Genomic DNA, 21,328 nt, shown 5'->3' with positions numbered 1-21,328 from the left:
CGGCACCCGGCCCGAGCACCGCGCGACCGGGAGTGGTCCTCACACAACCGGGGCAGACGGCCGGGCGGCGCCAGGACGGCCGCGGCTGATGCCCGACCGGCCGGTCTGGCGCCCGTACAACCCGAGCTGGCACCCGTACGACCGGGCCTGACGCCCGTACAACCCGAGCTGGCACCCGTACGACCGGGCCTGACGCCCGTACGATCCGAGCTGATTCCAGGGTGACCCGAGCTGGTGTCCGGGCGGTGGCCCAGCGGCTGGGGCCGGGGCTCGATCGGTCAGGCCTGCCGCCCCGCGGCCACCCGTTCGACCTCGAAGACCAGCGCCGAGGCCGGACGCAGCGCGGGCCCCGGCAACCCCAGCTCGGCCAGCGCCGCCCCCGGTACCCGCGCCGGCGCGAACACCCACTGCGGCAGCCCGGCGCCCTCCGGCAGCGGCCCCGCGGCGCGCACCTCGTACAGCGCGGCCGGGTCGAGCCCCGGCAGCCGCAACGGTTCCGGGCTGACGGTGACCCGGCTGGTGAGCTGGACGCAGGCGAACACGGCCCGTTCGGGCAGCACGACCCCGTGCAGCAGCGTCGAGGGGTCGGGGTGGTCGGCCCGCACGACCCGGCCCGCGTGCAGCACCGGCCGCAGCCGCTTGTGCAGCGCGATCCAGACGCCCAGCTCCGCCAGCTCCTGCGGGCTCGCCGAGGTCAGGTCCCACTCCACGCCCATGTGGCCGAACATCGCGGTCGCCGCCCGGAAGGCGAGCGGCAGCGCGCGGCCGGTGATGTGGTCGTGGGGCGCGCCGACGTGGCAGCCCATGCGGTCCGGCGGCACCAGCAGCCCGGTCCAGCGCTGGATGGCCTGCCGGTCGAGGGCGTCGTTGCTGTCGGAGGCCCACACGCGGTCGGTACGGGCCAGGACGCCGTAGTCGATGCGCGCGCCACCCGACGAGCACGACTCGATCTCCAGCCCGGGGTGGCGACGGCGCAGCTCGTCGATCAGCCGGTAGACCGCGGCCGTCTGCGCGTGCACGCCGGGCGTCCCGTCGTGGACGGCCTCGGCCAGGTCCCGGTTGTGGTCCCACTTGATGTAGTCCAGCGCGTACTCGCGGGTCAGCGTGTCGAGGCGGTCGAGGAGGTGGTCGTAGACCTCGGGCCGGGCCAGGTCGAGCACCTGCTGGTTGCGCCAGAGCGCGGGCGGGCGGTCGGCGCGGGCGAGGATCCAGTCGGGGTGGGCGCGGGCCAGGTCGGAGTCGGGGTTGACCATCTCAGGCTCGAACCACAGGCCGAACTGCAGGCCCAGCTCGCGCACGTGCTCGGCCAGCGGGTGCAGGCCGCCGGGCCAGACGTCCTCGTCGACGTACCAGTCGCCGAGCCCGGCCCGGTCGTGGCGGCGGTGGCGGAACCAGCCGTCGTCGAGCACGAACCGTTCGATGCCGGCGGCGGCCGCCTTGTCGGCCAGCTCGCGCAGCCGGTCGAGGCCGTGGTCGAAGTAGGTCGCCTCCCAGTTGTTCAGGGTGACCGGGCGCACCGGGAGCGGACGGGCGGCGCGCAGGTGGTCGTGCAGGCGGCCGGCGGCCTCGTCCAGGCCGCTGCCGGACCAGGTGAAGTAGATCCACGGGGTGCTGTAGGCGCCGTCCTGGGCAAGGGTGATCTCGCCGGGTTCGAGCAGTTCGCCGGCGGCCAGCACGGCCTGGCCCTCGACGAGCCGTTCGGCGTAGTGCACGTGGCCGCCGCTCCACCCGGCGTGCACGGCCCACACCTCGCCGGAGCGGAAGCCGAAGCCGGGCGTGCCGGCGACGAGCAGGCCGGTCGCGTCGTGGCCGGTGCGGCCGCGGCGGCTCTCCCGCGACCACACCCCCTGCCCGAACTCCCTGCGCTGCGGCACCTTCTCCAGCGCCCACCGTCCGGTGAAGTCCAGCAGTTCGCCGGCCCTGGCGGGCAGCGGCAGCGCGCACGTCAACCCCTGCAGCCGGTACGGCGAGGCGGCGGTGTTGGTCACCGTGTGCCGCATCATGACGACGCCGGAGGCGTCCATCACCAGCTCGCTGAGCAGCCGCAACCCCGCCTCGGCGTCCACGGCGGCGACGGTGACGCGGCCGCCCGCGCCCGGCTCGGCCGCCGTCTCGACGCTCTCGGCGCTCCAGCGCACCGGCCAGTGCTCACCGGCCCGGTCACCGGACAGGCCCGGCCGGCCGAACCAGGACTCGTCCTGGCCGGGCAGCAGCGCCAGCGCGGGGGTCAGCGACAGCAGGGCGGGTGCCAGGTCGGCGCCGGTGACCGGCCCGAGGTCGGCGCCATAGTGCCGCACCCGCGGCAGGCCGGGGCCGGAGTCGTCGAACACCAGGGCCGAGCCGGCGGCGGAAAGGATCACGGGGGGCACGTCACGCTCCTCAATGTCAGTACATCAGGTGGAACGAGACGTTACCGGGCAGTACGCCCCCGCCCGCAACGCCCGCGGCGCCGGTCTTGTCGGGCTCTTCGCACGGAGGGGGCCTGCTCCGCGAGCCCGGACAGGAGGGCATGTACACTCCTCTTCGGAAACAGACCGTAGCGCTGCGTGACGATCATCGCATCCGGCGCCTTCGGCCAGGGGCGGGTCCCCGTAGTCAGCACCACTTCCCCCGCCCGGACCAACAGCGGGGAGCCGACATGGATTCTCTTCACCTGACCACCAGCCGCCACGACACGACCGTGACCGTCTCCCTGAGCGGCGAGCTCGACATCGCCACCACCGAGGCCGTCCGCGGCCACCTGCTCGGCGTGCTGGAGGAGGCCGGGCGCGCGCGGCGGCCGGACATGTCGGTGGTGATCGAGGTGGGCGGCCTGTCCTTCATCGACGCGGCCGGGCTCGGCATCCTGGTCTCCCTGCACAACCAGGCCGCCCGCGGGCACACCAGCCTGCGGCTGGCCAACGTCCCGCCCAACATGAAGCGCCTGCTGCGCATCACCGGCCTCGACGCCCACCTGACGCCCCAGTAGTGACGGTACGCCCGCCTTGAGTAGGTTGTGGGCGTGTCGATGATTCAGGTTCCTGGCCCGATCCCCGCCAGGCTGGAGGACGGGTTCGACCGCGTGCTGCGCGAGCAGCGGCTGCCCGCCGGGTTCCCCCAGGACGTGCTCGACGAGGCCGACTGGGTGGCGCAGGTGCCCAGGCTTGACGCCGAAGACCTGACCCACGTGCCGTTCGTGACCATCGACCCGCCGGGCTCGATGGACCTCGACCAGGCCCTGCACCTGGAACGGCTGCGCGACGGCTACCGCGTCTGGTACGCCATCGCCGACGTCGGCGCCTTCGTCCGGCCGGGCGGCCGGGTCGACGCCGAGGCCCGTACCAGGGGGGAGACGGTGTACCTGCCGGTGGGCAGGGTGCCGCTGCATCCCAAGGTGCTGTCGGAGGGCGCGGCGAGCCTGCTGCCCGGAGCGATCCGGCCGGCCGCGGTCTGGCGCGTCGACCTCGACGCCGAGGGCCGGATCGTCGGCGCGGACGTGCAGCGCGCCCGGGTGCGCAGCCGCGAACGGCTCGACTACGCCTACGTGCAGGCGGCCGTGGACACCGGCACCGCCGACGGCACCCTGAGCCTGCTGGCCGAGATCGGCGCGCTGCGGCTGGGGCTGGAGCGGGCGCGCGGCGGCGTCACGCTGCCCACGCCCGAGCAGGAGGTCGTCCGGGACGACGACGGCGGCTACCGGCTGGAGTACCGCATGCCGCTGCCCGCCGAGGCGTGGAACGCCCAGATCTCGCTGCTGACCGGCATGGCCGCCGCCTCGATGATGCTGGACGCCGAGATCGGCATCCTGCGCGTGCTTCCCGCGCCGCAGCCGGAGGACCTGGCCAAGGTGCGCAGGGTCGCGCAGGCGCTCGGCGTGCCGTGGCCCGAGGGCGCCGGTTACGGAGAGGTCGTGCACGACCTCGACCCCAAGAACCCGCAGCAGGCGGCGTTCCTGCAGGAGTCGAAGGTGCTGCTGCGCGGCGCGGGGTACGCGGCCTTCGACGGCGCGCCGCCCAAGCTGGCCGAGCACTCGGCGGTGGCGGCGCCGTACGCGCACGTCACGGCTCCGCTGCGGCGCTTGGTGGACCGGTACGCGACCGAGGTGTGCCTGGCGGTCGCGGCGGGCGAGCCGGTGCCCTCGGACGTCCGGGCCGCGCTGCCGCTGCTGCCCGACATCATGTCGGCGACCGGCCGCCGCGCCGGTGCGGTCGACCGGGCCTGCGTGGACCTGGTGGAGGCGTTCCTGCTGCGGGAGCGGATCGGGCAGGCGTTCGAGGCGATGGTGATCGACGTGGACGAGCGCCGCGGCGGCGGCCAGGTGCAGCTCGTCGAGCCGGCCGTGATCGCCCGCTGCGACGGCGTCCTGCCCCTGGGCGAGCGGGTCACCGTCCGCCTGACGCAGGCCGACCCGGCCACCCGCGAGGTCCGCTTCACCCTGGCCTGACGCCGGGCCGGGCGCCCACGGGCACGGCGAGGGGCCGCGCGCGGGACGATCTCGCGCACGGCCCCCGGTGGACCCGCCCTCACCGCTTGAGCGGCGACCATCCCGCGCCGACCCCCAGCAGGTGGAGGGCGACGCACAGCAGCCCGGCCGTGGTGAGCGTGCCCGCGGTGAGCACGTTGCCGACGGCGGTGCCGGCGATGTCGAGGATCAGGGCGAGCAGGAAGAACAGGGCGGCGATGAGAGCGAACACGGGTTACCTCCCGAGCTGACCGGACCCCGGCCCGATGGGCCTGAAGGGGAGTCCCTTTCCTACGCCTTGGGGATGTCCGCCGGATTCGGCGGAGAAACTGCCTCGAGGGTGACGATCTGTAGCCATATGACGACACACCCTTGACCGGCCGGTCAGTCGGGCTCGGGCCGCCCGCCGTACCTCACGACCGGTCACCTCACCCCGGCGCGCATGCCGTCGCACATCACGGCCGCCATCCGCCCGGCCGCGCCCCTGCCCCGCGCGCGGCGTTCGGCCACCAGGGCGCCGCGCAGCAGGTCGCGCACGTCGTCGGCGGACAGGTCGCGGCGCACGGCTCCGGCGCGCTGCGCGCGGGCCAGCAGCCGCCCGATCGCGTCGGCCAGGTCGGCCTCCAGCGTCGAGCCGGGCCGCGGCGCCGGCCCCGCGCCGCCTTCCAGCAGGTCGCACAGCACCTGGTGGGCCGCGGCTTGCTCGGCGACCCGGCAGAACCAGCCGAAGAAGGCCCGCCCGGCGTCCTCGGCGGTGGCCAGTGCGCGGGCGTCGGCCACGAAACGTTCGGCCCGGCCCAGCAGCACCGCCTCCAGCAGCGCCTCCTTGGTGGGGAAGTGCCGGTGAACGGTGCCGACCCCGAACCCGGCGCGGCGGGCGATCTCGTCGAGGGAGATGGTCAGCCCGTCGGCGGCCAGCGCCTCCTGCGCGATCTGCAGGACCCGCTCGCGGTTGCGGCGGGCGTCGGCGCGTAACGGCCGGGCGGAGCTGTGGTCGCCCATGGGGAACCTGCCTTCGGCAAGCGGAGGGAGGGCTCCGATTCTACCGGGCGGTAGCCCGGCGTGGCGCGGCCGCCCGCCCTGGCCGGAGCCAGGAGGGGCGGCCGCATGGGACCTGTCACACCGGCCGCTCAGGGCGGCGCCGCCAGCGGCGGCCTGAGGCCGAACGAGCCGACGCGCTTGAGCCGGATGCGCTCCTCGCGGGGCAGCGGCTCCAGCTCCACGGCTCGCGCGCCCTCCGGCACGTGACGCAGGTCGTGGGTGATGAGGATGGTCGTGCGCCCGGCCATCAGCCGCCGCAGCGGCTTCATGACCTGGGCGACGGTGGCGTCGTCCAGCCCGGTCATCGGCTCGTCGAGCACCAGGACGGGCGCGTCGCGCAGGATGGCCCTGGCGATCCCGATCCGCTGCCGCTGGCCGCCGGACAGCAGCCGGCCCCGCTGACCGACCGGGGTGTCGTACCCCTGGGGCAGCAGCTTGACGAAGTCGTGCACGCCCGCCGCCTCGGCCGCCCTGATCACCTCGTCGAGCGAGGCGCCCGGCCGGCCGTAGGCGATGTTGTCGCGTACGGACCCCGAGAACAGCAGCGTCTCCTGGTGCAGGATCGCCACGTTGGCACGCAGCGACTCCCGCGTCAGGCCCCTGATGTCGCGGCCGTCGAGCAGGATGCGGCCGCGTTCCGGGTCGTAGAAGCGCAGCAGCAGCTTGGCCAGCGTCGACTTGCCGCTCCCGCTGGGCCCGGTGCAGACGATCAGCTCGCCGGGCCCGGCGGTGAACGACACATCGCGCACGGCGGGCCGTGTGCGTCCCGGATAGGTGAAGCCGACGCCGTCGAACTCCACCCGTCCCTCGGCCCGGCCGGGCAGCGCCACCGCCCCCTCGCGGTCGGTGACGAGGGGCCGGGCGCGCAGGACCTCGATCACGCGGTCGGACCCCGCCGCCGCCTCCGACACCGTCAGCGCGAGCTCCCCCAGGCTCTGCACGGCCGGGTAGAGCATCGCCAGGTAGGCGGCGAAGGCGAGCAGGCCGCCCAGGGTGAGCCGTCCGGAGACGATCTCCCAGGCGCCGAACCCGATGATGACGATCAGGCAGACCGTCTCGATGACCTGGACGACGGGCTGGTAGAGCCCCGACAGCCAGGCCTGGGACAGGTTGGCGCGCAGCCAGTGGCGGCCCTCGCCGTGCAGGCGCCCGGACTCGGCCCCCTGCCGGTTGTAGGCCTGGACGAGCGCCTGGTTGGCCAGACCCTCCTCCAGCACGCTGTTCATGGCGCCGTTGCTGAGCCGCTCGCGCGCCGCCGCCGTCCTGAACCTGGCCGCGAACAGCTTGGAGACGACCAGGAACGCCGGGATCAGCGCCATCGTGATGAGCGCGAGGTCCCAGCGGATGAGGAAGGCGGCGCCGGCGAAGAACACCACGCTGGCCGCGGTGGTGAACAGCTTGACCAGGCCGGAGCCGACCAGTTCCTCGATGGCCTGGACGTCGTCGGTCAGCCGGGCCATGAGGTCGCCGAGCCGCCGGTTCTCCGAGAAGTCCGGCGACAGGGTCTGGATGTGCGCGAACACGCGGTCGCGCAGGGCGAGCAGGAAACGTTCCGCGCCGTAGGCCGTGGCGTACGTCCCGACGAAGGACGTCACCCCGGCGAAGGCGGCGAGCCCGAGCCAGGTGAGGGCGGGCGCCCAGAAGGCGTCCAGATCGCGTGTGGCGAGCACGTCGTCGGTGATGTGCCCGAACAGGCGGATCGCGGCGACCTCGCAGAGTGCTGCAAGGACGGCGAACACCACGCCACACGCGAAGAACCGGCGCAGACCTTTGGTGTCCGGCCAGAACTCGCGAAATGTTCGGCGGATGGAAACGGCGGGAGCGAGTTCACGGCCGGAGAGCGTAAGGGAGAGCCGGCGGCTGGGCCGCCGGCTCTCACGGGGTTGCTCTACCACCCCCAGCCCCACCACCTGCGGTAACCGCAGCAGCGGCGGCGGGCCCACCGGCGCCGGCGACAGCGCCAGGACTCCTGGAAGCCGGCCTGGGTCAGCTGGTTGTTAGCCATGTCTTCCTCCCCCGTATGGCTGTTCCATTCGACAAATGGGACGATACCCACGAATTCGCCGCAAATCACCCGAAGTTCAGCCGTTAAAGGGAGAATTGACCGGTGAATCCCGGCCACAAAGGCACTTCTGCCGGCCACTTAAATGAGCCGTAAATCGCGAAAACCGCTGATAGCGGTAACGGGACGCTCAAAGATGCTACTCAGAACTGGTTCTCACCTAATCGGAAAACCCGAAGGGCGGGCGGATCCGGCCGGATCCGCCCGCCCTTCGCGGGCATTCCCGCACGTCAGGCGAGCCCTCAGGTGAGCCCCTCAGGTGAGTGACGAGTACGCCACGACGCCACGTCGCATGGCGTCCATCGCCTTGCCCGCGGTCTGCTTGATCTTGCTGCCCTCGGGAGCCGCGCTCCCGAGCTGGCCGAGCAGGTCCATCAGCTGCTTGATCCACCGCACGAAGTCGCCGGCCGCCAGCTCGTTGCCGGCCACGCCCTCCAGCAGCACCGCGTCGAGGCTGTGGCCCTTGGCCCACCGGAACGCCGCCCACGCGAACCCCAGATCGGGCTCGCGGATGGTGGACAGCCCGTGGTCGGACTCGATGCCCTCCAGCTCGCCCCACAGCCGGACCATCGACGACAGCGCGTCCTGGGCCCGCCCGGCCGGGATCTTGGGACGGCGCGCGTCGTCGGACTGCCGCGACTCGAAGACCAGCGCCGACACGCACGCGGCCAGCTCGGCCGGTTCGAGCTCCTCCCACAGGCCGCCGCGCAGGCACTCGGCGGTCAGCAGGTCGAGCTCGGTGTAGAGGCGGCCCAGGCGGCGGCCCTCGTCGGTGACGGTCTCGCCGTCGAGGTAGCCCAGCTGCTCCAGCACCGAGCAGATGCGGTCGAAGGTGCGGGAGATGACGTGGGAGCGGCCCTCGACGCGACGGCGCAGCCCCTCGGTCTCGCGCTGCAGCTTGTAGTAGCGCTCGGCCCAGCGGGCGTGGTCCTCCCGCTCGTCGCAGCCGTGGCACGGGTGCTGGCGGATGCGCCGGCGCAGCTCGTTGACCTCGTCGTCGTCGACCGAGTGGTCGCGCGCCCTGACCGGCTTGCCGAGATCGCGGTCGCCCATCTTGGCCAGCAGGGTGGAGACGAGGTTGGCACGCTCCTTCGGCGAACGACCGTTGAAGTTCTTCGGGATGCGCAGCTTCTCCAGCGGCTCGACCGGCACCGGGAAGTCGGCCGGGTCGAGCTTCTTGATCTGCTTGCCGATCGTCAGCACCAGCGGGCTCGGACCGTGGCCGCGCGGGTTGCGGCCGGGGTCGAGCACGATCGCCAGGCCCGCCCTGCGCCCGCCCGGCACCCGGATCACGTCGCCCGGCTCCAGCGCCTCCAGCGAGCGCACGGCGGCCGCGCGCCGGGCCGCGCCGCGCTGCTTGGACAGCTCGGCCTCCCGGTCCGACAGACGCCGGCGCAGCGCGGCGTATTCGGGGAAGTCGCCCAGGTGGCACGTCATGGCCTCCTGGTAGCCCTCCAGGGCCTCCTCGTGCTTGCGCAGCTGCTTGGCCAGGCCCACGACCGCCCGGTCGGCCTGGAACTGCGCGAAGGACTCCTCCAGCAGCGTGCGGGCGCGCTCCCGGCCGAACTGGCCCACCAGGTTGACGGCCATGTTGTAGGACGGCTGGAAGCTGGAGCGCAGCGGGTAGGTGCGGGTGCCGGCCAGCCCGGCCACCGACAGCGGGTCCATGCCCGGCTGCCACAGCACGACCGCGTGCCCCTCGACGTCGATGCCGCGCCGCCCGGCCCGCCCGGTGAGCTGGGTGTACTCGCCCGGGGTGAGGTCGGCGTGGGTCTCGCCGTTCCACTTGTCGAGCTTCTCGATCACCACGCTGCGCGCGGGCATGTTGATGCCCAGCGCCAGGGTCTCGGTGGCGAAGACGGCCTTGACCAGGCCGCGGGTGAACAGCTCCTCGACGACCTCCTTGAAGGCCGGCAGCATGCCCGCGTGGTGGGCGGCCAGGCCGCGCTCCAGGCAGTCGCGCCATTCCAGGTAGCCCAGCACGGCCAGGTCTTCGTCGGGCAGGTGGGCGGTGCGCTCGTCGACGAGCTGCCTGATCTCGTGGCGCTCGCGGTCGGTGGTCAGCCGGATGCCGGCGTAGAGGCACTGCTGCACGGCCGCCTGGCAGCCGGCCCGCGAGAAGATGAACGTGATCGCCGGGAGCAGCCCCTCGGAGTCGAGCTTCTCGATCACCTGGACGCGGTCGGGCGGGCGTGAGCGGTGGACCTTGCCGTAGCCGCCGCGCCCGCGCCGCCCGGCCATGAGCCGCTCGGCGTCGCGTGTCACCCGCATCAGCGCGGGGTTGATGCGCAGCGTCAGGTCGTCGGTCATGAACATGTCGTAGACGCGGTTGCCGACCATCATGTGCTGCCACAGGGGCACCGGCCGGTGCTCGTCGACGATGACCGTGGTGTCGCCGCGCACCTCGCCCAGCCACTCGCCGAACTCCTCGGCGTTGCTGACCGTGGCCGACAGCGCCACCAGGCGCACCGACTCCGGCAGGTGGATGATGACCTCTTCCCACACCGCGCCGCGGAAGCGGTCGGCGAGGTAGTGGACCTCGTCCATGACGGCGAAGCCCAGCCCGGCCAGGGTGGCCGAGCCGGCGTAGAGCATGTTGCGCAGCACCTCGGTGGTCATGACCACGATCGGGGCCTCGCCGTTGACGCTGTTGTCGCCCGTCAGCAGGCCGACCTTGGCCGTGCCGTAGCGCTTGACCAGGTCGTTGTACTTCTGGTTGGACAGCGCCTTGATGGGGGTGGTGTAGAAGCACTTGCGGCCCTGCTCCAGGGCCAGGTGGACGGCGAACTCGCCGACGACCGTCTTGCCCGACCCGGTGGGCGCGGCCACCAGGACGCCGTCGCCCGCCTCCAAGGCCCGGCAGGCGTCGAGCTGGAAGTCGTCGAGCTCGAAGTCGTAGAGACCGCGGAACGATCTCAGCGCCCCTCCGTCGTCTCCGTGCTTCTGACGGAAGGCCGCGTAGCGTTCCGCTGGCGTTGTCATACCCGTCAGCCTACCGAAATCGCCATTCCGGTCCGTCCCGGCGGACTCGGCCCGCGGCGAACAGCCTTCACGTCGTGGATCAGGTGATCACACGGAGCGCGCCGGGCTGGATCTCGCAGGTGACCGGCACCGGCCCCACGCGCTCGCCGTCGGCGTAGGCCACCACGTCGGCCGCCTCCAGCGTGACCCGGCGGGCCCGCCGCACCGACACCGCCGGGTGCCCCACGTGGGTGCCCCGGTAGACGCCCGGGAAGACGCGCAGGAACTCGCGCTTGGACACCGCGCCGACCATCATCACGTCGAGCAGGCCGTCGTCGGGCGAGGCGTCGGGGCACACCCGCATGCCGGCCCCGTAGGAGCGGGTGTTGGCCACGGCGACCATCATGGCCTCCTGCTCGACCACCTCCCCGTCGTCGAGCGTGACCCGGAACGGGATGGGCCGGAAGGCGCGCAGCTCCTCGGCCACCGCCACCAGGTAGCGGCCCTTGCCGGGCGGCCAGGTGCGCCGGTTGGCGCGTTCGTTGACGCGCGAGTCGAAGCCGCAGCACAACACCCCGGCGAACAGCTCCTCCGACTCCCCGGCCCGTACGCGGGCCGCGTCGACCGGCCGGGCCCGCATCCGCAGCACGGTCCTGGCCGCGGCCAGCGGGTCGCGGTGGGCCAGGCCCAGGGCGGCGGCGAAGTCGTTGCCGGTGCCGGCCGGGATGATGCCGAGCGGCACGTCGGTGCCCGCCACAGCCTGGACGGCCAGGTGGACCAGCCCGTCGCCGCCGAAGGCGACCAGCGCGTCGGGACGCTCGGCGACGGCGGTGCAGGCACGTTCGAGGGCGTCGGCGGCGTCGGTGCCGACGATCACCGACAGCTCGGCGCCGCCGGCGCGCAACCGGCGGGCGACGGGTTCGAGCAGTCGCAGGGTGCGCCCGCCGCGTGCGGCGGGGTTGACGAGCAGGGCGATTTGGGGGGCCACGCCCGGAACCTATCGCCTATCGGGCGCCGTCGGAATCCTCGGCGTCGGGCGGGACGTCCGCCAGCGGCGAGGCCTCGTCGTCGGACAGGTGCGAGAAGTCCTCGCCCGCGGGCCTGCGGCGCTCCCGCACGTACATGAAGAGCTCGGCGAGGAAGTACAGGATGATCATCGGCGCGGCCAGCGCCATCATGGTGAGCGGGTCGCCACCGGGGGTGATGACCGCCCCGAACACGAACATCGCGAAGATCACCGTACGCCGGTGCTTCTTGACGGTCGCGTGCGACAGGACGCCGATGACGTTGAGGAAGACCAGCAGCAGCGGCAGCTCGAACGACACGCCGAAGATCATCAACATGATCAGGACGTAGTCGAGGTACTCGTCGATCGAGATCGTCGCGACGGTGTCCTCGAGCGAGAAGCTCAGCAGGATGCCGAGGCTGGTGTCCATGATGACGTAGGCCAGGCCCGCGCCGAACACGAACAGCGGGACGGCCAGGCCGAGGAACGCGATCGAGTAGCGCTTCTCGTTGCGGTAGAGGGCCGGGGTGACGAAGGCCCAGATCTGGTAGAGCCAGACCGGTGAGGCCACCACGACGCCCACCATCGCCGCGACCTTCAGCGTGATGAAGAAGGACTGGAAGATGCCGTTGTAGACCAGGCTGCAGTGACCGTTGAGCTGGCGCGACTGCACCGTCTCGCAGTAGGGCGCGCGCAGCGCCTCCCACACCGGGTCGAACAGGATCCAGCCGACGACGATGCCCACGACCACCGCGAGAACCGAGATGAGCAGCCTGTTGCGCAGCTCACGCAGGTGCTCCATGAGCGGCATCCGGCCCTCGGGGTCGGGGGCCGATCCGGAATCACTCGACCGTTTGAGCAGCGCCATTCGCAGTCCAGGGGTGAAGGAGGAGGAAGGGGGGTCAGCCTTGCTTGTCGGCCTGGGCGGCGCTGGCGCGCAGGCGGGCGGCCTGCTCCTCGAGCTGGCGGGCCTGCTCCTCGGCCGAGAGCGCCGGGGCGGCGGCGGGGGCCGGGGCGGGAGCGGGGGTGATCGGCTGCGGTACGGGCTGCTGGGCCGGAGCCGGGGCCGGCTGCGCCTGGACCGTGGTGTGGGGCGTGTCGTCGTCGTCATCGCGGAGCTTGGCGGTCTCCGACTTGAAGATGCGCAGCGACCTGCCGACGCCCCTGGCCACGTCGGGCAGCTTCTTCGCACCGAACAGCAGGACGAGCACGCCTGCGATGATCAGGAGCTCGGGAACTCCAAGGTTCGACATGAAACGTCCTTTATCAGCGAGTGCCGGTCTTCAGCCCCGATGGTACGCCCCCAGGGGCCGTGGTCTCATCCTCCCGGGGCGTCAATCTGGCCCGCCCCGGCTCCAGACGCGCCTTCGCCGCGGCGACCTCCCTCTTCAGGGTGCGTGCCGCGGCGGCGGCCCTGGCGCCCGCGACGCCGAGCACGGCCAGCCCGGCCAGGACCAGCCCGGCGGCCAAGAAGATCCACGTCATGGGTGCTGAGCGTACAGGGCCAGGGCCCGCTCGGCCTCCCCGCGCACGGTCTCGGCCATCGCCGGCGGGGAGACGACCCGGCCGGTGTCGCCGAGCCGCAGCGCCAGCTTGACGATCCAGTCCTCGTCACGCGCCCGCAACGTTATCTTCAGCCGCCCTTCACCGAGCTCGGCGACCTCCTCGCACGGGTAGTACTCGGCCACCCACCGCCCGGCGGCGCTGACCTCCAGCTCGACCAGCTCGTCGGTCGGCGAGGGACGGAAGACGCCGCGGGTGACGTCGATGGGCTCGGCCTCGGCCGGCGGGTCGGCCGGCACGTCGAGCACGTCGACGCCGAGCACCCGGTCGAGCCGGAACAGCCGCATCGCCTCGGCCCGGTAGCACCAGCCCTCCAGGTAGGTGCGGCCGTCGACGACCACGACCCGGGTCGGGTCGACCTCGCGCGGGGTGACCTCGTCGCGCCCCGGCACGTAGTAGCGCAGCGACAACCGGCGCCGGCCGGTGAGCCCCTCGCGCACCCGGCCGAGGGCGTCGGGGGCGGCCTCGACGTCGAAGGCGACCTGGCTGCTGACGGTGGCCGCGCCCTCGCCCGCGGCGCGCTCCAGCTTGGCCACCACGCGCGGCAGCGCATCGCCGGCGGCCACGTCGGCCAGCTCGGGCGTGGCGGCCAGCATGCGCAGCGCGACCAGCAGCGCGCTGGCCTCGTCGATGCCGAGCCGCAGCGGCCGGGCGATGGTGTCGGCGTTGTCGATGATGATCTCGCCGCCGTCCCAGGAGACGTCGATGAGGTCGCCGGGGGTGTGGCCGGGCAGGCCGCACATCCACACCAGTTGCAGGTCGTCGATCAGCTGCTTCTCGCTCAGCCCGAACACCTCGGCGACCTCGCCGACCTGGGCCCCCGGGTGGGACATCAGGTACGGCACCAGCGCCAGCAGCCTGGGCAGCCGGTCAGCCGAACCGCTCATGCCAGGGCTCCCTTCAGTCGGCGGATGACGGCCTCGCGGGCGTCAGGAGGCTCGACCACCTCGACGTCGGCGCCGAGGCTGGCCATCCAGCCCGCGAGGCGTTCGGGGTCGGCGAAGGCCAGCTCGGCCTCGTCCCAGCCGTCCTCGCGCGGGTGCACGGCCCTGGCGAGCTGGCGCAGGCCCTCGCAGGTGCCCCGGCGCACCCGGATGACGGCCACGCGCTCGTCCACGGGCTCCTCGGGGAAGCCGACCATGGCCCGCAGGTCGACCCCGTGGGGCACCTCGACGACGCCGGCGCGGCCGAGTGCGGTGACCGCCCCGGCGATGCGGCTGAGGCGGAAGGCGCGCGGCGCGTCGCGGTCGCGGTCGAATCCGGCCAGGTACCAGCGTCCGCGCCGGCTGACCACGCCCCAGGGCTCGACGGTGCGGGCGCGCACGGTCTCGCTGCCGGAGGCGCGGTAGTCGAAGCGCACCACGCGGCGGTCGCGCACGGCGTTCCACAGGGCGGGGAAGGCCGGGTCGCGGGTGTCGACGCGCAGTTCCAGGGCGCCGCCGCCGATCGGGCCGCCGACCGGCTCGTCGGTGGCCACGCCGGCGGCGCGCAGCTTCAGCAGCGCCCCCGAGGCGGCCTCGGCCAGGCTGGCCCGCTGCCACACCTGCGCCGCCAGGCCCAGCACGGCGGCCTCGTCGGGCTCCAGGGTGATCTCCGGCAGCTCGTACGACTGCGGGTCGATGCGGTAGCCCGGCTCGTCCTCCCACGGGTCGCGTACGACGTCGATGGGGATGCCGATCTCACGCAGCTCGTTCTTGTCGCGTTCGAACATGCGCTGGAACGCCTCGTCGCCGTCGCGGTCGTAGCCGGGAACCGCCTGGCGGATCTGCTCGGCCGACAGCGGGCGCCGGGTGGCGAGCAGGCAGATCACCAGATTCAGCAACCGCTCGGTCTTACGGCGCGACATCTGCCTCACTCCTCCTTCATCGACGCTACCCTGCCCCCGTGATCAGATGGCGCAAGGGCGAGGTTGTCCGGATCCGACGCGAGTGGCCGGGAGCGGTGGAGCTGGATGTCGCCGTCCCCGAAGGTGAGTGCCGGGCACTGGCCTACCCCCCGTTGGTGGGCCGCCCGGAACCCGGTGACGAGGTCCTGCTCAACACGACCGCACTCGCGATGGGTCTCGGTACGGGAGGTTACGCCATGGTGGTGGCCGTCCCGAACCGTTTGCCGCAAGATCCGGTGGGTCCAGGGCACCTGGTGAAGGCCCGCTACACGCCGCTGCAGGCCACGGTGCTGGGCGCCGACGAGCAGGATTCGCAGTTCCACGACGTCCTGAGCGAGGCCGACGACCTGGCCGGGATGCCGGTGATCGTGGCCGATCTGCACTCGGCGCTGGCCCCGATCCTGTCCGGACTGTACGACGGCGCCCCCGGCCTGCGCGTGGCGTACGTGATGCAGGACGGCGGCGCGCTGCCCGCCTGGTTCTCGATGTCGGCGGCCCGGCTGCGCGAGACCGGCTGGCTGGCCGGGGTGGTGACGACGGGCCAGGCGTTCGGCGGCGACGTCGAGACGGTCACCGTCCACACCGGGCTGCTGGCGGCCCGGCACGTGCTGCGGGCCGACGTGGCGATCGTCACGCAGGGGCCGGGCAACCTGGGGACGGGCACCCGCTGGGGCTTCTCGGGCGTGGCGGCCGGCGAGGCGGTCAACGCCGCCGGGGTGCTGCGCGGCCGTCCGGTGGCGGCGCTGCGGGTCAGCGAGGGCGACGCGCGCGAGCGGCACGTCGGCCTCTCCCACCACTCGCTGACCGCCTACGGCCGGGTCGCGCTGTCGCCGGCCGACGTGGCGGTGCCGGAGCTGCCCGGCACGTTCGGCGAGCGGGTGCGCGAGCAGGCCGAGCCGCTGGCGGCCCGGCACCGGCTGGTGCCGGTGCCGGTGGACGGCCTGCACGAGGCGCTGCGCGCCGCGCCCGTGAAGCTGTCCACCATGGGCAGGGGCCTGGAGGAGGACCTGCCCTACTTCCTGACCTCGGCGGCGGCGGGCAGGCTGGCGGCCTCGCTGCTGTCGTAGGAGTCCTTGTACGTGAACGCCTCGGGGCTCGGCCCCTCGGTCCTGAGGCGTTCCAGCCGCCGCATGCCCTCGGCCAGCGAGGGGATGTGCCCCTCGGGCACCCACCACATCACCATGTACGGCTCGGCCACGCGCAGGAACCACTCCCTGCGCCGGCGCAGCACGCCCAGGTGGACGCTGCGGTAGGTGAAGTCCCACAGGGTCTCCAGCGACTCCCACACCGAGAAGTTGATCAGCAGGTGGTCGCCGAAGTCGTGCACCACGGTGGCGGTGGGGTCGCTCTCGCTCTCCTTCATCCGCCACACGAAGCCGGGGGCCTCGTCGGCGACGGCGTTGACGGGTTCGAGCAGGGCGACGAACTCGGCGAGTTCGGGGGCGTCGATGGGCGCGCGCAGGTGCGCGACGTTGAGCTGGGCCAGATGCATGGGGCTCAGCACATCACTCTCGCGGCTTCTATGTCAATCTTCATTTGTTTTAGAAAGCGAGACGCAGCACTCCCCCGGCCTCGGATCCAGCCGCGCCCTGCCCGGGTCCTCGCCCATGCCCTCCAGCAGCCCCTGGCACAGCGCCAGGTTCATCGAGCACACCAGCAGCGGCTGCTCCTGCGACAGCAGGTGGAAGGGGCAGTTGCGCAGCCGCAGCGCGCCGCCCTCGTCGTAGGGTTCGTAGCCGCGCTCGCGCAGCACGCGGTCGACGGGCTCGCCGCAGCGCCCCCTGCCGATGCGCGCGCCCGCCCGGCGGGCCGCCTGCTCGGCCTGCTCCTCGGCGCCGAGCAGCTCCACCACGTCGGCCAGCACCGAGGCGGGCGTCGCGTAGTCGCGCGGGGGCAGGCTGACCGTGCGCTCGCCCTTGGCCCTGCGGTAGACCTTGGCCGGGCGGCCGCTGCCGGGGCCCTTCCTGTCCTGGGGGCGAAAGCCGCTCTCCAGCAGCCCGGCCTCGACGAGCTTGTCGAGGTGGTGGCCGGCCAGCGTCCGGGACACGCCGGCCGCCTCGGCGGCCTCGCCCCTGCCGACGTCGCCGCCGCCGGCCGTCACGGCCTCGTACAGGCTGCGGCGCACGGGGTCGTGCAGCAGGCCGAGCGCCTGCAGGTCGTCGTCACTGCTCACAGCCGGAGTCTACGGAGCCTCAGTAGGCGGCCAGGACGTCCACGACGAACACGAGGGTGTCGGAGCCCTTGATCCCGTACGCGGGATGGCCCGGCGCGCCGTAGCCGTAGGCGGGCGGGACGATCATCAGCACCCGGCTGCCGACCGGCACCCCGACCAGCGCCTTGTCCCACGCCTTGATCACGGCGCCGTCGCCGATCCGGAACGCCTTCGGCAGGCCGGTCGACCAGGTGGCGTCGAAGACCTCGCGCCGGGCCCAGATCGCGCCCTCGTACTGGGTGACCAGGAGCTGCCCGGCCTGCGCCGGGCCGCCGCTCCCCCGCCGCAGCACCTTGGCGGCGAACGCCCGCGGCGGCGCGGCGGACGGGATCGACAACTCCGGCCGCTCGCCCCCGGTCACGCGGACGCCGGCCAGCGACCCGCCGGCCGCCTCGACCGCGGCGCCCTTGCGGTGGGCGCCCAGGATGTCCACGACGTAGACCAGGTCGTCGGCCGGGCCGACGCCACGCGGCGGGGTGGCGCCGAAGCCCTGATCGGGCGGGACGGCCGCGAGCACCCTGCTGCCGACCGTACGGCCGCGCAGCGCCCTGCCGAGCCCCGGCAGCAGCGAACCCACCGGGAAGGCCGCCGGGGCGCCCCGGTTGAAGCTGGAGTCGACCAGGCGGTTGTCGCGGCCGTCCCAGACGTGCGCGGTGTACTGGACGACCGCGACGTCGTCGTCGCCCAGCCGGTCGCCGCCGCCCGTGGTCAGCTCGTCGACCTGGAGATCGGCGGCGGGCCGGCCGGCGGGGAAGACGATCGTGGGCCGGGCGCCGAACGCGCCGCCCACCTTCAGGTCGAGCTGTCCGCCCGCCTTGGCGGCGGGGTCGCCGGCCGTCGGGCCCGTGCAGGCGGCCAGCAGGAGCAGCGACGCCAGCGACGGCACGATCGTACGGCGGCGCATCTGCCCTCCCACGACGGAGTGGCCCGGCGGCGAGACGCCACCGGGCCACGAGATGCTACCGCGTCGTCGGACGGCCCGTCAGGAGATCACCCGGTCAGGAGGCCGCCAGCACGTCGACCACGAACACCAGCGTGCTCTTGGCGGGGATCTTGTCCTGGGCCTGGTCGCCGTAGCCGAGGTCCGGCGGGATGCTCATGACGACCCGGCTGCCGACCGGCACCCCGGCCAGGCCCTTCTGCCAGCCCTGGATCACGTTCGCGAGCGGGAACTCGGCCGGCTCGCCGCGCTCCCAGCTGGAGTCGAACTGGCTGTCGGTGCCCCAGACCTTGCCCGTGTAGTGGACCGTCAGCGTCTGGGTGGGCTGCACCTTGGCGCCGGTGCCCTCGATGAGGGTCTTGACCACCAGCTCCTTGGACGGCTTCTCGTCGGTCTTGGTGGTCAGCGTCGGGGCCTTGTCCCCACCCGGGCTGACGACCTTGACGCCCTTGAGGGTCTGGCCGGTCTCCTTGCCCGTGGCCGCCTTCAGCGCGGCGGGCCGGGCGCCGACCACGTCGAGCACGAACACCTTCGTCGGCTCGGCGCCGGCCGTGGCCTGCCCCGCCGGAGCCGAGTCGTTGGCCAGCACGGCCAGCAGCCGGCCGCCGTGCTTGACCTTCGTGAAGCCGTCGCGCAGCACCTGCGGGAGCTGCTCGTTGACCGGGACGGTCTCGGGCTGCTTGGTGTCGTAGGAGGAGCCCTGGATCGCGTTGCCCTTGCCGTCCCAGTTGTAGACGGTCAGGTTGACGATCAGCTTGTCGCCGGTCTTGACCTCGGGGCCGGTGCCCGGCTGGATCACCTCGTAGGAGGACTTCGTCGCCGGCGAGCCGGCGGGGAAGGTCACCGTGGGCTTGGCGCCCACGTTCCCGGTGACCTTGAGCCCGGCCGAGCCGGTGCTGGTGGCGGCGCCTCCGTTCGCCCCGGCGTCGGTGTCGCCGCACGCGGCGGCGAAGAAGATCAAAGGCACGGCTGCCAGTACGGCCAGAGCGCGGCGCATGGATTTCCCTCGGAAAAGACGTCAGATTCGCGTCACCCTACCCGACATCGAGGTAGGGCCGAGGTAAACACCACGCCCCGGCCGTTTCCTCACATGCCGGCGATGAGCTTGTCGACGCGCTCGTCCACGCTGCGGAAGGGGTCCTTGCACAGCACCGTGCGCTGGGCCTGGTCGTTCAGCTTCAGGTGAACCCAGTCGACGGTGAAGTCGCGCCGCTTCTCCTGCGCCTTGCGGATGAACTCGCCGCGCAGGCGTGCCCTGGTGGTCTGCGGCGGCACCGACTTGGCCTCGAAGATCTTCAGGTCGGAGGCCACCCGCTCGACCGAGCCGCGCTTCTGCAGCAGGTAGAACAGGCCGCGCTTGCGGTGGACGTCGTGGTAGGCCAGGTCGAGCTGGGCCACCCTGGGCGAGGACAGCGGCAGGTCGTACTTCTTGCGGTAGCGCTCGATCAACTGGTATTTGGTCACCCAGTCGATCTCCCGCGAGACCAGGTCGAGGTCGCCGGTCTCGACGGCGCGCAGCGTGCGCTCCCACAGCTCCAGCACCCGGCGGGTGATGGCGTCGCCGCCGCGCCGGTCGACGAAGTCCTGGGCCTTGGACAGGTACTCCTGCTGGATCTCCAGGCTGGAGGCCTCCCGGCCGTTGGCCAGGCGCACCCGGCGGCGGCCGGTCATGTCGTGGGAGACCTCGCGGATGGCCCTGATCGGGTTCTCCAGGGACAGGTCGCGCATCACCGTGCCGGCCTCGATCATGCGCAGCACCAGGTCGGTCGCGCCGACCTTGAGCAGCATCGTGGTCTCGCTCATGTTCGAGTCGCCGACGATCACGTGCAGGCGGCGGAAGCGCTCGGCGTCGGCGTGCGGCTCGTCGCGGGTGTTGATGATCGGCCGGGACCGGGTGGTGGCGCTGGAGACGCCCTCCCAGATGTGCTCGGCCCGCTGCGAGACGCAGTAGACGGCGCCGCGCGGCGTCTGGAGCACCTTGCCCGCCCCGCACACGATCTGCCGGGTCACCAGGAACGGGATCAGCACGTCGGCCAGGCGGCCGAACTCGCCGTGCCGGCCCACCAGGTAGTTCTCGTGGCAGCCGTAGGAGTTGCCGGCCGAGTCGGTGTTGTTCTTGAACAGGTAGATGTCACCCGCGATGCCCTCTTCGCGCAGGCGTTTCTCGGCGTCGACGAGAAGGCCCTCAAGGATGCGCTCGCCCGCCTTGTCGTGGGTGACGAGTTCGATGACGTTGTCACACTCGGGTGTTGCGTACTCAGGATGGCTGCCCACGTCGAGGTAGAGACGTGCGCCGTTGCGGAGGAAGACGTTGCTCGATCGGCCCCAGGACACGACCCGCCGGAACAGGTAGCGCGCGACCTCGTCGGGGGACAGCCTGCGCTGTCCCCTGAACGTGCAGGTCACGCCGTACTCGTTCTCCAGCCCGAAGATGCGACGATCCATCACCTCACACTATGCCCACGGATCGGCGATCGGGAGAGATCTTCACAGGTGTTTTCCGGCGGACGTCCCATTTGCCAGATTTGCTGGGTGGGTTTTACCAGGTCCGCGCCCGCCCCCGCGAAGCGCGGAGCCGGGATCACGGGGTGTAGATCTCCTGAACCTTGACGATCTTGCCCTGGTACACCGTGATGAGGGACGGCTGCCGCTGCTTGTCGTGCCGCTTGACCAGGACGGACGTGGGGCAGCGCTTGGCGCCCAGGCCGGTGTGGCGGTCGACGGTCATGGCCGCCATCACCGGCTTGCAGCCGTAGGCGGACAGGAAGACGACGTCCTTGGCGATCGGGGAGGCGTAGGCCGTCACGTCACCCTCGGGCGGGCCGACGAAGTAGCCCTCGGTGGTCTTGGACCGCTTCCACTTGATGGGCTCGTACTCGGCGACGCCGTCGCGGACGTCGGTGATCCAGCCGCGCAGGATGCCGTTGCGGCGGGAGTGGATGCCCTTGGTGAAGTCGTGACCGGGGTCGGCCTGGAAGCTCGTGCCGAAGATCGCGGGCTTCTTGTACGCCGGGTAGGCCGCGGTGGCCCCGCTCGCGGTGGCGGCGGTGGCGGCGGTGGCCGCCTGGGCGGCGACGCCGGAGGCCAGCAGCGCGGCGGCGGCGGTGCCGCCGGCGAGGAGGGTGCGCATCGTTGTGTTCACGCTTGCTGAGATCCCACCTCGCGCCCCGGGGTTCGCCGCCACGCCGGTGATACAGGTCACACAGCGCGGCCCCTC

General features: G+C 72.6%; 20 protein-coding genes. 3 read left to right on the top strand and 17 right to left on the bottom strand.

Features of this window, described 5'->3' with window-relative positions; translation table 11 throughout:
• Positions 1–278: 278 nt before the first annotated feature.
• Positions 279–2,369: an alpha-galactosidase gene (locus ABZ459_RS30365; protein ID WP_357977390.1), complete on the bottom strand. Its 2,091-nt coding sequence runs from the start codon at positions 2,367–2,369 to the stop codon at positions 279–281.
• A 269-nt stretch (positions 2,370–2,638) separates the two neighbouring features.
• Here ABZ459_RS30365 and ABZ459_RS30360 point away from each other — a divergent pair, with 269 nt between their 5' ends.
• Positions 2,639–2,968 carry an STAS domain-containing protein gene (locus tag ABZ459_RS30360; protein WP_357977387.1) on the top strand — a complete coding sequence of 110 codons (330 nt, stop codon included), beginning with the start codon at positions 2,639–2,641 and terminating at the stop codon, positions 2,966–2,968.
• A gap of 39 nt (positions 2,969–3,007) precedes the next feature.
• Positions 3,008–4,423, top strand: coding sequence for an RNB domain-containing ribonuclease (locus ABZ459_RS30355; RefSeq protein WP_357977586.1), 1,416 nt, complete (start codon positions 3,008–3,010; stop codon positions 4,421–4,423).
• A 79-nt stretch (positions 4,424–4,502) separates the two neighbouring features.
• Here the strand turns inward: ABZ459_RS30355 and ABZ459_RS30350 are convergent, their stop codons facing one another.
• From ABZ459_RS30350 to ABZ459_RS30305, 10 genes are all read right to left on the bottom strand, one after another.
• Entirely contained in the window at positions 4,503–4,673 is a 171-nt protein-coding gene (locus ABZ459_RS30350; RefSeq protein WP_357977384.1) for a hypothetical protein, read from the bottom strand.
• Positions 4,674–4,864: 191 nt separating this feature from the next.
• Complete coding sequence (locus ABZ459_RS30345; protein WP_357977381.1) at positions 4,865–5,443, bottom strand: helix-turn-helix domain-containing protein; 579 nt, start codon at positions 5,441–5,443, stop codon at positions 4,865–4,867.
• A 128-nt stretch (positions 5,444–5,571) separates the two neighbouring features.
• Positions 5,572–7,221 carry an ABC transporter ATP-binding protein gene (locus tag ABZ459_RS30340; protein WP_357977378.1) on the bottom strand — a complete coding sequence of 550 codons (1,650 nt, stop codon included), beginning with the start codon at positions 7,219–7,221 and terminating at the stop codon, positions 5,572–5,574.
• Between the two features lie 578 nt (positions 7,222–7,799).
• A complete protein-coding gene (locus ABZ459_RS30335) occupies positions 7,800–10,526 on the bottom strand; it encodes a DEAD/DEAH box helicase (RefSeq protein WP_357977375.1) in 2,727 nt (908 codons plus the stop codon).
• A gap of 79 nt (positions 10,527–10,605) precedes the next feature.
• Positions 10,606–11,493: a YegS/Rv2252/BmrU family lipid kinase gene (locus ABZ459_RS30330; protein WP_357977372.1), complete on the bottom strand. Its 888-nt coding sequence runs from the start codon at positions 11,491–11,493 to the stop codon at positions 10,606–10,608.
• A 16-nt stretch (positions 11,494–11,509) separates the two neighbouring features.
• Positions 11,510–12,379, bottom strand: coding sequence for a twin-arginine translocase subunit TatC (gene tatC / locus ABZ459_RS30325; RefSeq protein ID WP_357977369.1), 870 nt, complete (start codon positions 12,377–12,379; stop codon positions 11,510–11,512).
• A 34-nt stretch (positions 12,380–12,413) separates the two neighbouring features.
• Positions 12,414–12,764 carry a Sec-independent protein translocase subunit TatA gene (tatA, locus tag ABZ459_RS30320; RefSeq protein WP_357977366.1) on the bottom strand — a complete coding sequence of 117 codons (351 nt, stop codon included), beginning with the start codon at positions 12,762–12,764 and terminating at the stop codon, positions 12,414–12,416.
• A gap of 13 nt (positions 12,765–12,777) precedes the next feature.
• A complete protein-coding gene (locus ABZ459_RS30315; protein WP_357977363.1) occupies positions 12,778–12,996 on the bottom strand; it encodes a hypothetical protein in 219 nt (72 codons plus the stop codon).
• Positions 12,993–13,961 carry a WYL domain-containing protein gene (locus ABZ459_RS30310; RefSeq protein WP_357977361.1) on the bottom strand — a complete coding sequence of 323 codons (969 nt, stop codon included), beginning with the start codon at positions 13,959–13,961 and terminating at the stop codon, positions 12,993–12,995. The genes ABZ459_RS30315 and ABZ459_RS30310 overlap by 4 nt, the downstream gene beginning before the upstream one ends.
• Positions 13,958–14,920, bottom strand: a complete 963-nt coding sequence (locus ABZ459_RS30305) for a WYL domain-containing protein (protein ID WP_357977358.1) — start codon at positions 14,918–14,920, stop codon at positions 13,958–13,960. The genes ABZ459_RS30310 and ABZ459_RS30305 overlap by 4 nt, the downstream gene beginning before the upstream one ends.
• Before the next feature lie 38 nt (positions 14,921–14,958).
• Between ABZ459_RS30305 and ABZ459_RS30300 the strand changes: the two genes are divergently transcribed.
• The gene (locus tag ABZ459_RS30300; protein ID WP_357977355.1) at positions 14,959–16,026 is read left to right on the top strand and encodes a DUF3866 family protein; all 1,068 of its coding nucleotides are present in this window, start codon (positions 14,959–14,961) and stop codon (positions 16,024–16,026) included.
• Here ABZ459_RS30300 and ABZ459_RS30295 read toward each other — a convergent pair.
• The 6 genes from ABZ459_RS30295 to ABZ459_RS30270 all read right to left on the bottom strand — a co-directional run bounded on the left by ABZ459_RS30295 (position 15,972) and on the right by ABZ459_RS30270 (position 21,253).
• Positions 15,972–16,451, bottom strand: a complete 480-nt coding sequence (locus tag ABZ459_RS30295; protein WP_357977352.1) for a DUF3291 domain-containing protein — start codon at positions 16,449–16,451, stop codon at positions 15,972–15,974. The two genes, ABZ459_RS30300 and ABZ459_RS30295, sit on opposite strands and share 55 nt — an antisense overlap.
• A gap of 33 nt (positions 16,452–16,484) precedes the next feature.
• Positions 16,485–17,132 (bottom strand): helix-turn-helix domain-containing protein, encoded by a 648-nt coding sequence (locus ABZ459_RS30290; RefSeq protein WP_357977349.1) that lies wholly within the window; start codon positions 17,130–17,132, stop codon positions 16,485–16,487.
• Positions 17,133–17,151: 19 nt separating this feature from the next.
• The gene (locus ABZ459_RS30285) at positions 17,152–18,075 is read right to left on the bottom strand and encodes an FKBP-type peptidyl-prolyl cis-trans isomerase (protein ID WP_357977346.1); all 924 of its coding nucleotides are present in this window, start codon (positions 18,073–18,075) and stop codon (positions 17,152–17,154) included.
• Positions 18,076–18,169: 94 nt separating this feature from the next.
• Positions 18,170–19,078 (bottom strand): FKBP-type peptidyl-prolyl cis-trans isomerase, encoded by a 909-nt coding sequence (locus ABZ459_RS30280; protein ID WP_357977343.1) that lies wholly within the window; start codon positions 19,076–19,078, stop codon positions 18,170–18,172.
• Between the two features lie 119 nt (positions 19,079–19,197).
• Positions 19,198–20,556, bottom strand: a complete 1,359-nt coding sequence (gene pafA, locus ABZ459_RS30275; protein ID WP_125642647.1) for a Pup--protein ligase — start codon at positions 20,554–20,556, stop codon at positions 19,198–19,200.
• 136 nt (positions 20,557–20,692) lie between these two features.
• The gene (locus ABZ459_RS30270; RefSeq protein WP_357977340.1) at positions 20,693–21,253 is read right to left on the bottom strand and encodes a hypothetical protein; all 561 of its coding nucleotides are present in this window, start codon (positions 21,251–21,253) and stop codon (positions 20,693–20,695) included.
• Positions 21,254–21,328 lie beyond the last annotated feature (75 nt).

It is taken from the genome of Nonomuraea sp. NPDC005692 (genome assembly GCF_040631115.1).
Taxonomy (GTDB): Bacteria; Actinomycetota; Actinomycetes; order Streptosporangiales; family Streptosporangiaceae; genus Nonomuraea.
This window is presented reverse-complemented; position numbering and strand designations above follow the sequence as displayed.

Excerpts from the sequence above, each read along its gene's own strand:
- ABZ459_RS30360 (WP_357977387.1), top strand. The coding sequence starts at position 2,639 with ATGGATTCTCTTCACCTGACCACCAGCCGCCACGACACGACCGTGACC.
- ABZ459_RS30355 (WP_357977586.1), top strand. The coding sequence starts at position 3,008 with ATGATTCAGGTTCCTGGCCCGATCCCCGCCAGGCTGGAGGACGGGTTC.
- ABZ459_RS30345 (WP_357977381.1), bottom strand. The coding sequence starts at position 5,443 with ATGGGCGACCACAGCTCCGCCCGGCCGTTACGCGCCGACGCCCGCCGC.
- ABZ459_RS30335 (WP_357977375.1), bottom strand. The coding sequence starts at position 10,526 with ATGACAACGCCAGCGGAACGCTACGCGGCCTTCCGTCAGAAGCACGGA.
- tatC (WP_357977369.1), bottom strand. The coding sequence starts at position 12,379 with ATGGCGCTGCTCAAACGGTCGAGTGATTCCGGATCGGCCCCCGACCCC.
- tatA (WP_357977366.1), bottom strand. The coding sequence starts at position 12,764 with ATGTCGAACCTTGGAGTTCCCGAGCTCCTGATCATCGCAGGCGTGCTC.
- ABZ459_RS30315 (WP_357977363.1), bottom strand. The coding sequence starts at position 12,996 with ATGACGTGGATCTTCTTGGCCGCCGGGCTGGTCCTGGCCGGGCTGGCC.
- ABZ459_RS30310 (WP_357977361.1), bottom strand. The coding sequence starts at position 13,961 with ATGAGCGGTTCGGCTGACCGGCTGCCCAGGCTGCTGGCGCTGGTGCCG.
- ABZ459_RS30305 (WP_357977358.1), bottom strand. The coding sequence starts at position 14,920 with ATGTCGCGCCGTAAGACCGAGCGGTTGCTGAATCTGGTGATCTGCCTG.
- ABZ459_RS30295 (WP_357977352.1), bottom strand. The coding sequence starts at position 16,451 with ATGCATCTGGCCCAGCTCAACGTCGCGCACCTGCGCGCGCCCATCGAC.
- ABZ459_RS30285 (WP_357977346.1), bottom strand. The coding sequence starts at position 18,075 with ATGCGCCGCCGTACGATCGTGCCGTCGCTGGCGTCGCTGCTCCTGCTG.
- pafA (WP_125642647.1), bottom strand. The coding sequence starts at position 20,556 with ATGGATCGTCGCATCTTCGGGCTGGAGAACGAGTACGGCGTGACCTGC.